Annotated in this window: 6 protein-coding genes; 2 read left to right on the forward strand and 4 right to left on the reverse strand. The window is 32.5% G+C overall.

The window, feature by feature from the left end; all coding sequences use genetic code 11:
- Positions 1-1179 (forward strand): pyruvate kinase (gene pyk, locus ACIQ11_RS05975; RefSeq protein WP_396153730.1); only part of this gene is annotated, 1179 nt, incomplete at its 5' end.
- A gap of 66 nt (positions 1180-1245) precedes the next feature.
- Here pyk and ACIQ11_RS05980 read toward each other — a convergent pair.
- The 3 genes from ACIQ11_RS05980 to dinB all read right to left on the reverse strand — a co-directional run bounded on the left by ACIQ11_RS05980 (position 1246) and on the right by dinB (position 8563).
- Positions 1246-5457, reverse strand: coding sequence for a choice-of-anchor L domain-containing protein (locus ACIQ11_RS05980; RefSeq protein WP_396153732.1), 4212 nt, complete (start codon positions 5455-5457; stop codon positions 1246-1248).
- A 99-nt stretch (positions 5458-5556) separates the two neighbouring features.
- On the reverse strand, positions 5557-7353 hold the full coding sequence (gene lepA / locus ACIQ11_RS05985) for a translation elongation factor 4 (protein ID WP_396153734.1): 1797 nt from the start codon (positions 7351-7353) through the stop codon (positions 5557-5559).
- A 133-nt stretch (positions 7354-7486) separates the two neighbouring features.
- Positions 7487-8563, reverse strand: coding sequence for a DNA polymerase IV (dinB, locus tag ACIQ11_RS05990; protein ID WP_396153736.1), 1077 nt, complete (start codon positions 8561-8563; stop codon positions 7487-7489).
- Positions 8564-8755: 192 nt separating this feature from the next.
- Here dinB and ACIQ11_RS05995 point away from each other — a divergent pair, with 192 nt between their 5' ends.
- Positions 8756-9223: a CYTH domain-containing protein gene (locus ACIQ11_RS05995; RefSeq protein ID WP_396153738.1), complete on the forward strand. Its 468-nt coding sequence runs from the start codon at positions 8756-8758 to the stop codon at positions 9221-9223.
- A gap of 12 nt (positions 9224-9235) precedes the next feature.
- Here the strand turns inward: ACIQ11_RS05995 and ACIQ11_RS06000 are convergent, their stop codons facing one another.
- Positions 9236-9691, reverse strand: coding sequence for a septal ring lytic transglycosylase RlpA family protein (locus ACIQ11_RS06000; protein WP_396153740.1), 456 nt, complete (start codon positions 9689-9691; stop codon positions 9236-9238).
- Between the last annotated feature and the right edge of the window lie 111 nt (positions 9692-9802).

The following is a 9802-nucleotide window of genomic DNA, read 5'->3' on the forward strand; positions in this document are numbered from 1 at the left end:
GTAGTAAATCCTGGAGATATTATTACTTTCCAGACTTCAGAAGATGTTCCTGGAACTGCAAACAGAGTATATATGAACTATAAAGAATTTCCAAAAGATGTAAATCCTGGAGAAAGAATTCTTTTAGATGATGGAAAACTTATGTTTGAAGCCATTGAAACCAATAGAGTTGATGAAGTAGTTTGTAAAGTAATTCAGGGCGGACCGTTAAAATCTAAAAAAGGAGTAAATTTACCTAACACAAAAGTATCGCTACCTGCATTGACAGTGAAAGATATTAAAGATGCGATTTTTGCTTGTGAAAACAAAGTAGATTGGATGGCACTTTCGTTTGTTAGAACAAAAGAAGATATTAAAGATTTACAAGATTTAATTGCTGAACATTCTGAACATAAAATTCCGATAGTTGCTAAAATTGAAAAACCGGAAGCCGTTGAAAATATTGACGAGATTGTTGTTGCCTGTGATGGATTAATGGTAGCTCGTGGTGATTTAGGTGTTGAAGTACCTGCGCAAGAAGTACCATTAATTCAGAAAAAACTAATTTTAAAAGCAAAATTAGCACGAATTCCAGTAATTGTTGCTACTCAAATGATGGAAACAATGATTACCAGCTTAACACCTACAAGAGCAGAGGTAAATGATGTAGCCAACTCGGTTATGGATGGCGCTGATGCCGTAATGCTTTCAGGTGAAACTTCTGTTGGTAATTATCCAGTACAAGTTATAGAAACTATGACAAGCATTATTGAAAGTGTAGAAGATTCTCCGCTTATTAGTGTGCCACATATCGCGCCAACAAAAAGAAACGAAAGATATATCACAAAATCTATTTGTTTTAACGCTGCTGCTATGGCAGATACTATTAATGCAAAAGCGGTTACTACATTAACCAATAGTGGCTACACTGCATTCCAAATATCGGCTTGGCGACCACACGCACATATTTTAGTGTTTACTTCAAACGAAAGAATAGTAACCCAATTAAATTTACTTTGGGGTGTAAGAGCATTCTTTTACGATAAATTTACAAGTACAGATGATACTATTGACGACATCAATAAAATTTGTAAAGAAAAGAAATACGTTAGAAAAGGTGATATGGTAGTTAACTTAGCTTCTATGCCAATTGCCAATAAAGGAATGGTAAATACTATAAGAATTTCTGAAATTGAATAATAAATCAAATTAAAATATAAAATCCCAAGTTCTTAGTTGAATTTGGGATTTTTTTATGCCTTTACTCTATCGTTTTAAACTAAAATGAGATTTAAAAATAGCTTTTTGCTTACTTTGTGTCATAAATTCTACCGAGAACCAATAATCTGTCGAAGGCAAGTCTTTTCCATCATATTTCCCATCCCACCCAGAACCAGCAGGAGAAATTTGTCTCAATAATTTTCCGTATCTGTCAAAAATAGAAATTAAACTTTTAGGTTGTTGTGCCAAGTCAAAAATGTTCCAGGTGTCGTGAAACCCATCTCCATTTGGTGTAAAATAATTTGGATAATTAATGATATAAATAGGTCCAATTCTTGTAGGTGTACAATTTCCTAAAGTATCATAAATAATTACAAAATAATCGCCAGTTGCTAAGTTAGTAAACGTATTAGAAGTTTGAATTGGACTTAATGCACCATTTGGATATTCGAGTTGATAGGTGTAATTACCATATCCTTCAGTTATATTAACTGTAATAAAAGTTCCATCCGTATTAAATTCTGGACTCACCGTAAAATTGGCTTTAGCTGGACTTGATTGTATAATCGTAACTGTTGTATTATTATAATTACAAGCCGAACCCACATCTGGCGTGAGTTTAACAAACGTAACATTATAGACCCCAGCTTGAGTTGCCGTAAAATTAGGTCCCGTTCCTAATAAAGTTCCATTTAAAAACCAATTAGCTGTAAAAACCGCAGGATTTAAACCAGTTTGAATTGTATAAGGACGAATTAATGTATTCGTAATAGGATCTACACAAATAACCCCTTGAGGTAAAGTAATATTTAATAAAGGGTGAATAGTAAAAGTAAATGCTTGTTCTGCGTTACAATTTGGGTTATTAAATGCAGATGCATAAACATAATATGTAAACCTTCCAGGTGTAGTAATATTTAAATTAGTAATTAAATTAGCAATATTTCCGCCTGGTTGCGAATAATAATTTAAATTAAAACCAACGGAAGGTAAAGCAGGCAATATATATGTTACGCATTCTTCAGTATCAAATACTAAAGCTAATGCAGCTAAATTTGGGGTTTGAGATACAATTATGTCAAAACTATCTTGTGCGTTACAAATTGTTCTATCACCGTTTGATGCTACTACCCAAATTGTAGTGGTTGTATTAGGAACATTAAATACTAATCCATTTGGAACGGGCAATGTACCTGCTTGATCATAAAAATAACCTATAGTATAATTTACTGGTGTGGGTGGCAGGTGTGTTAAAGCTGGTAATGTATAATTTTGAGATTCACAAACTGAAACGTTGCTGTAATCTGGTAAATTTATGCCACTGTATGTTACTGTAAATGGTCGGTTTATCTTACAATCCGTAACCGTATTGATATTATATAAATAAAAGGTTTGCGTAGTAGAAAAAACTGTCGATGAAGACACCAAGGTACCTCCTCCGCTTGGGCCTCCTGGTGCGGTATATATTGTACCGTTAACTGGTTGAGCAATAGTATAAGGTCTGCATTCAAATCTGTCTAAAACACCATCAGCTGGAGGAAAGGGATTTAAATTTATTGTAAACGGTTGTTCGTTTGTACAGCCATTTACATCGGGTCCGTTAAAAACATAATACGTTCCTGGATTTAATCTGACTCCAGATAAATCTATACTATTTCCAGCAAAAACCGGAATTTGCCCTAAAGTGGTTGGCCCGCCTGGTAAGGTATAATAGGAGCCATTTGTTAAAACAGGTAATATAAACTCGCCACAATATACACGACTTGTAATTACATCTACTAAAGGCCTTGGATTAATAATAATATTATAATTTAAGTTGTCTGAACAGTTTGGTAACAATGTTGTATTGGCATAAAAATATACTACTTGTGAAGTAGTTATTGGAACATTAGGGTCAATCGGCAAACCTCCACCTAAAGGGGCTGTATAATACCCCCCAAAAGTGATAGCTGGTAATGTAAAGCTTGCACACCTATTTATTGTTGTAAACAAAACTGTGTTAATAATGTTGATTTGAAAATCCGTTTCTAAAGGACAGCCACCAGGATTTCCGTTTGCGTCAATATAAGAAGTAGTATTATATATGTACATTATTTGAGTAGTTGATATAGTATTTCCTGCAAAATAGGGCGTTCCATTTCCTCCAGGTTGAGAAAAATAATTACCATTAGTTAATGGTAGTAAGGTATACGAACTACAATAAGTTACATCTGGTAAGTCATCAACTAAAGGAAGTGGATGTATGTTGATATTAAACAATTCATCTCTACAAAAAACACCATTTACCTCAGCATAATAATAAATTGGCTGCACGATATTTGATTGTGAAGTATTAGAAAAAACAGTACCTGTAGGAATTAAAGTACCTGTACCCATTGGGCCTCCTGGCGCGGTATAAAAAGCCCCAATATTGTATGGGGGTGAAGGTATAACAAATGAACCGCAATTATCTAATTGGGGTCTGTATTCATCTACAAAATAAGCTAAAAAAGAAGTTTCATTGAAACAGCCGTTTGCATCTGGTCCGTTATAAATATAATACGTTGTACCTAAATCTATTGTATTTCCTGCAAATAGAGCTGTACCAGTTCCACCTGGCCCTGTAAAATAATTTCCATTTGTTAAAGCAAGTAAAACATAATTACTACAAGCAACCACATCTGCCAATTCATCAACAAGAGGTAATGGATTTACATTAATATCTACACTAGTAACGTCAAAACAAGACGGATTAGCATTGTTTTGTAATCTGATCCAAACGGTTATAGTTGAAGTTCCATTAGGTATGGTTACTAAAGTAATCGCTCCGGTATTTCCTGCAATAGCATCTGCTTGATTAGAAAAATACAAAACGCTATAACCTGTTAATCCGTTTAATACTTGAAGATCTAAATTAGCTAAAAAATACGTAGTTGAAGCAGGTGCTTCACACAATTGTACATCACTGGGTTGTGTAGCATTAACAACTGGATTTATCACTAAATCAAATTGATATACGGCATCACAAAATGAGTTTGATATCGTATTATAAATTTTAACGTAAATTGTTTGTCCAGAAGTAGTAGAAAAATTCGTAGGTCCTACAATTGGATTATTTGCAGTTATATCAGCCATAGAGGCGTAATAAATCAAATCATAAGTTGCGTTGTTTATACCTAATTGATTTTCGTTATTTGTTGTTAAATCAAAAGTATAACTCGCTGCACCTGTGTTACAAGTTTGTAAATTAATTGGATTAGAAACTGCTAAATTATTAACAATTACTGTATCAGCCAGAAAACAAGACCCTTTAGTAACCTCAACAGAATAAGTTCCTGGAATGTTTACAGTATAAGATGGGGTATTTCCTCCAACTGGATTTCCGTTTTGAAACCACTGATAAGTATATGTGTTATCTAACTGAGTATTTAATTGAATTGGATTTCCTGAGCAAATTGTTTGATCAGGACCTAAATCTAATGACGTTGTAAAACTTCCTCCAGATATAAATACAGCAGAATCATATCCTGAATCATTATAATCTCCAATTACCAATCTTATTTTATAAGGAACATTTGGAATTACTGCAGAAGCCGCATTCATAACAACAGTATGTCCTCTCATATTTAAAGTAGAGGCTGGAATATTTGTTGGATTATAAGTGCTGAAAAAATTAGAATTAGCCGATTCGCAATTGGCGTTATATAAATTATTTCTAATGTCTTTAACTGTAACTGGCATATTGGTTCCTGGAATAACGGCTAGGTTAGTTGAAACGCCGGTATTTAAATTGGTTAAAACAAAAGCGAAAACATCACTAAATCCGCATTGGTATTCGCCATATTCATTAGATGCAAATAAAAAATCAAAACTAAAACTATTTGACACAGGTATAAAATCAAATTCTAAAAATGCCACATCAGTTATTGTTGAAGATTGACCGCTATTGTTGCTTATATTTTGTAAATAAACATCCGTATTAGTATTAATTTGAGAACTTAATGTTGCATTATTACTATAATTCCCTTGGGTATTTAATGCCAAACCATTTCTAATAATTATTCCTTCGTTTATAGAAAAAGTAGATCCATTTCTATTAAAATAGGCAACTGATTGATTAGATGAAATGGTAATATTTGAAACTGAAACACAGGAATTTACGAGTAGTAAATCTACAAGTTGAGCAGGAGTATTAGTGACGTTATCAATAGTTATTGTCTGAGAAAACACACTAGAACTTAATGCTAATAATAAATAATAAAGGGGCTTAATATTCATATTATTAGAGTAATTCTAAATTTGAATATAAATTTATGAAATATTTTAAAAAGAAAAAAGCATATCAAAATTTAATATGCTTTTTATTAGTTTATCTATTTAATCGTTCAATTTTAAAACGGCCATAAATGCTTCTTGCGGAATTTCTACATTTCCTACTTGACGCATTCGTTTTTTACCTTTTTTCTGTTTTTCTAATAATTTACGTTTACGAGAAATATCACCTCCATAACATTTTGCAGTAACATCTTTACGAAGTGCTTTTATAGTTTCTCGAGCGATAATTTTTGCTCCAATGGCGGCTTGAATTGGAATATCAAATTGCTGACGTGGAATTAATTCGCGTAATTTCTCGCACATTTTTTTACCAATATTGTAGGCATTGTCTTCGTGAATAAGTGCAGAAAGTGCATCTACTGAAGTGGCATTTAATAAAACATCTAATTTAACTAACTTAGATGTTCTCATTCCTATTGGATGATAATCAAAAGAAGCGTATCCTTTAGAAACGGTTTTCAATCTGTCATAAAAATCAAAAACTATTTCTGCTAAAGGCATATCAAAATTTAGCTCTACTCGTTCAGTAGTTAGGTAAGTTTGATTTGTTATTAAACCCCGCTTTTCAATACATAAACTCATTACATTTCCAACATAATCGGCTTTTGTAATGATAGTTGCTTTTATATATGGTTCTTCTACTCGGTCTAATTTACTTGGTTCTGGTAAATCTGATGGGTTGTTTATTATGAAACCTACTTCGGGTTCTTTCTTTGTGTAAGCCAAGTACGAAACGTTTGGTACGGTTGTAATAACAGTCATATCAAACTCACGTTCTAAACGCTCTTGAATAATTTCCATATGTAACATTCCTAAGAATCCACATCGGAAACCAAATCCTAATGCCGCAGAACTTTCTGGCAAAAACACCAAAGACGCATCGTTTAATTGTAGTTTTTCCATTGAAGATCGTAAATCTTCATAATCTTCCGTATCTACAGGATAAATTCCGGCAAATACCATTGGTTTTACATCTTCAAAACCAGTAATCATATTGGTTGTTGGTTCTTTAGCGTCTGTAACGGTATCGCCAACTTTTACTTCTTTTGCTTCTTTTATTCCAGAAATTAAATAGCCCACATCGCCTGTTGAAATTACATTTTTTGGAACCTGATTTAATTTTAAAGTACCTACCTCATCGGCAAAATATTCTTTACCGGTTGCCATAAATTTAATTTTCTGACCTTTTTTAATTTCACCATTTACGACACGAAAAATTACTTCAATCCCTCTAAATGGATTATAATGTGAGTCGAAAATTAATGCTTGTAAAGGCTCATCTTTTATACCTTTTGGGTGTGGAATTTTTTCAATAATGGCTGCTAAAATATTTTCTACACCAAAACCTGTTTTACCAGAGGCGTGAATAATATCTTCTAATTTACAACCTAATAAATCGATAATATCGTCTGAAACTTCTTCCGGATTCGCAGAAGGTAAATCGACTTTATTTAAAACCGGAATAATTTCTAAATCATTTTCTAAAGCTAAATACAAATTAGAAATAGTTTGAGCCTGAATACTTTGTGCGGCATCAACAATTAACAAAGCGCCTTCACAAGCGGCAATACTTCGAGACACTTCATAAGAAAAATCTACGTGTCCTGGAGTATCGATTAAATTTAAAATATATTCTTGCCCTTGATACGTATATTCCATTTGAATCGCGTGACTTTTAATGGTAATGCCACGTTCGCGTTCCAAATCCATATTATCTAATAATTGCGCTTTTTCTTCTCTTGCAGTAACGGTTTGTGTCGCACCTAAAAGGCGGTCTGCTAACGTACTTTTCCCGTGGTCAATATGTGCAATTATGCAAAAATTTCTAATGTGTTTCATATTCAATTTCAAAAATCAATAACAATTATAAAATCAATTAATAATTGAAACTAAAATTGTTTTACTTCGTTTATAATCTGCAAATATAGGGTAATTATGCGGTTTTGAAAAAGAATAATTTAAGAATAACCTTCTAAAACTCAAACTTCAATTGATACACCACAAATTTTTTCTGATGCGTGTTTAAATTGTTTAAAGAAATGCCTAATAATCGGACAGAATTTTTGAGTTTTTCTTGATACAATAATTCTTTTGCGGTTTCAAAAATTAGATTTTTATCCGAAATAAAATACTGCACCGTTTTACTTCTTGTTTGTTGTGTAAAATCGGAATATTTTATTTTTAAAGTAATGGTTTTTCCTGCTATTTTATATTTTTTAATACGTCGTTCTATTTCTTCAGCTATATTTTTTAACCGTTCTTCCATATAAATTTCAGAAGATAAATTTTTATTAAACGTGCGTTCGGCGCCAACAGATTTCATTTCTCTATTGGGTTTAACCTGACTAAAACTTATCCCTCGAGATAAATTATAGTAAGAATTACCACTATTTCCGAAATGTTTTTCAAGATAGTCTAACGATTTTGACTTTAAATCCGTTCCAGAATAAATACCTAATTGATACATTTTTTCAGCAGTGACTTTTCCAATTCCGTAGAATTTTTTCACATCTAACACTTCAATAAACGCTTCCACCTCATCCGGATTTACTGTTTTTTGACCGTTGGGTTTATTAAAATCACTAGCAATTTTAGCAACAAATTTATTTACAGAAATTCCTGCAGAAGCTGTTAAACCAGTCACTTCAAATATTTTTTGTCTAATTTCTTTGGCGATTAATGTGGCGCTCGGATTTCCTTTTTTATTTTCCGTAACATCTAAATACGCTTCATCTAAGGAAAGCGGTTCTACCAAATCGGTGTATTCATAAAATATTTTTCTAATTTGTTTAGATACTTCTTTGTACCGTTCAAAATTTGGTTTTACAAAAATTAAATTTTCACATAAACGAGCGGCTTGTGCCCCACTCATCGCACTTCTAACTCCAAATTTTCGTGCTTCATAACTAGCAGCACTCACCACACCACGAATTTCATTTCCACCCACAGCAATAGGCTTTCCTTTTAAATCAGGATTGTCCAATTGTTCTACAGAGGCATAAAATGCATCCATATCAATGTGAATTATTTTTCGTTGTGTGATTTCCATAAGATTTACAAAGTACTGAAAAAAATATTTCTTTAAACTGAAATTTTTTTAGATTTTCAGAAATTTCAATACCATTGGCTTAGAGAACCCCAGCCAACCTGAAACTTGAAACTTGAAATAAAAAGAACGATAAAACTTATGTGACTTATATGTTTAAATATTGTAATTTTGATTCTTTATATTTTAAGAATTATGCAAGAAATAGAAAGAAAATTTTTAGTCCATTCCTTAGATTTTATTGCTGAGGCTTTCCATTCGCAGAAAATTGCTCAAGGGTACTTAAATGCTGCACCAGAAAGAACAGTCCGAATAAGAATTAAAGACGAAAAAGGATTTATTACCATAAAAGGCAAAGGCGACGAATCAGGAACTACACGTTTTGAATGGGAAAAAGAAATTGATTTACAAGAAGCCCACGCGTTATTTGAATTATGCGAAAGCGGTGCAATTGACAAAACACGATATTTAATCAAAAAAGGCAAACACACATTTGAAGTGGATGTTTTTGAAGGCGAAAACAAAGGATTGATTGTGGCTGAAATAGAACTTTCCGACGCCAATGAAACGTATGAAAAACCAAATTGGTTGGGCGAAGAAGTTACAGGAGACGAAAGATATTATAATGCCTATTTAAGCAAAAAGACTTTTACTACTTGGTAAAAGGCTTTTTTTTTATTTCTTCACAATCTCAATATCTACATCAATGTGTCCACCATAATTTGAGGGTCTAATTTTCCAAAATGCGGCTCTTGATAAATCAATATGTCTGTTTTTATGAAATGGGCCTCTATCTGTAACAGTAACATACACTACTTTTTTAGTTTTTAAACCTGTAACTTTTAATTTTGTGCCAAATGGAAGTTTTCGGTGGGCACAAGTCATATCATTATTATTAAATCTTGTACCGCTTGCAGTTCTTCTGCCATTAAATTTATTAGCATAATAAGACGCGTGTGCCGATTTGTGATACATTTCTAATTTTTCAACAGGTGCAGCAACACTGTCTTTTTTCTTAATGGTATCTGTAGCTTTTAACTTTGGTTTTTCTTGAGAAAAATTAGATTTTATATTTTCCTTCTGAAAAAAAAGCACTACTAAAAGCGGCAATATGTATATAAATTTTTTCATCTTCATATAATATAAGATTAAAAAAGAAGTAAATTTTCACTTACTTCTCTTTATATTTTTATTGATTTGACAGGAATTATGCCATCCAATTCGTCCAAGGAATTCTTGATA

It is taken from the genome of Flavobacterium sp., assembly GCF_044361065.1.
Taxonomy (GTDB): Bacteria; Bacteroidota; Bacteroidia; order Flavobacteriales; family Flavobacteriaceae; genus Flavobacterium.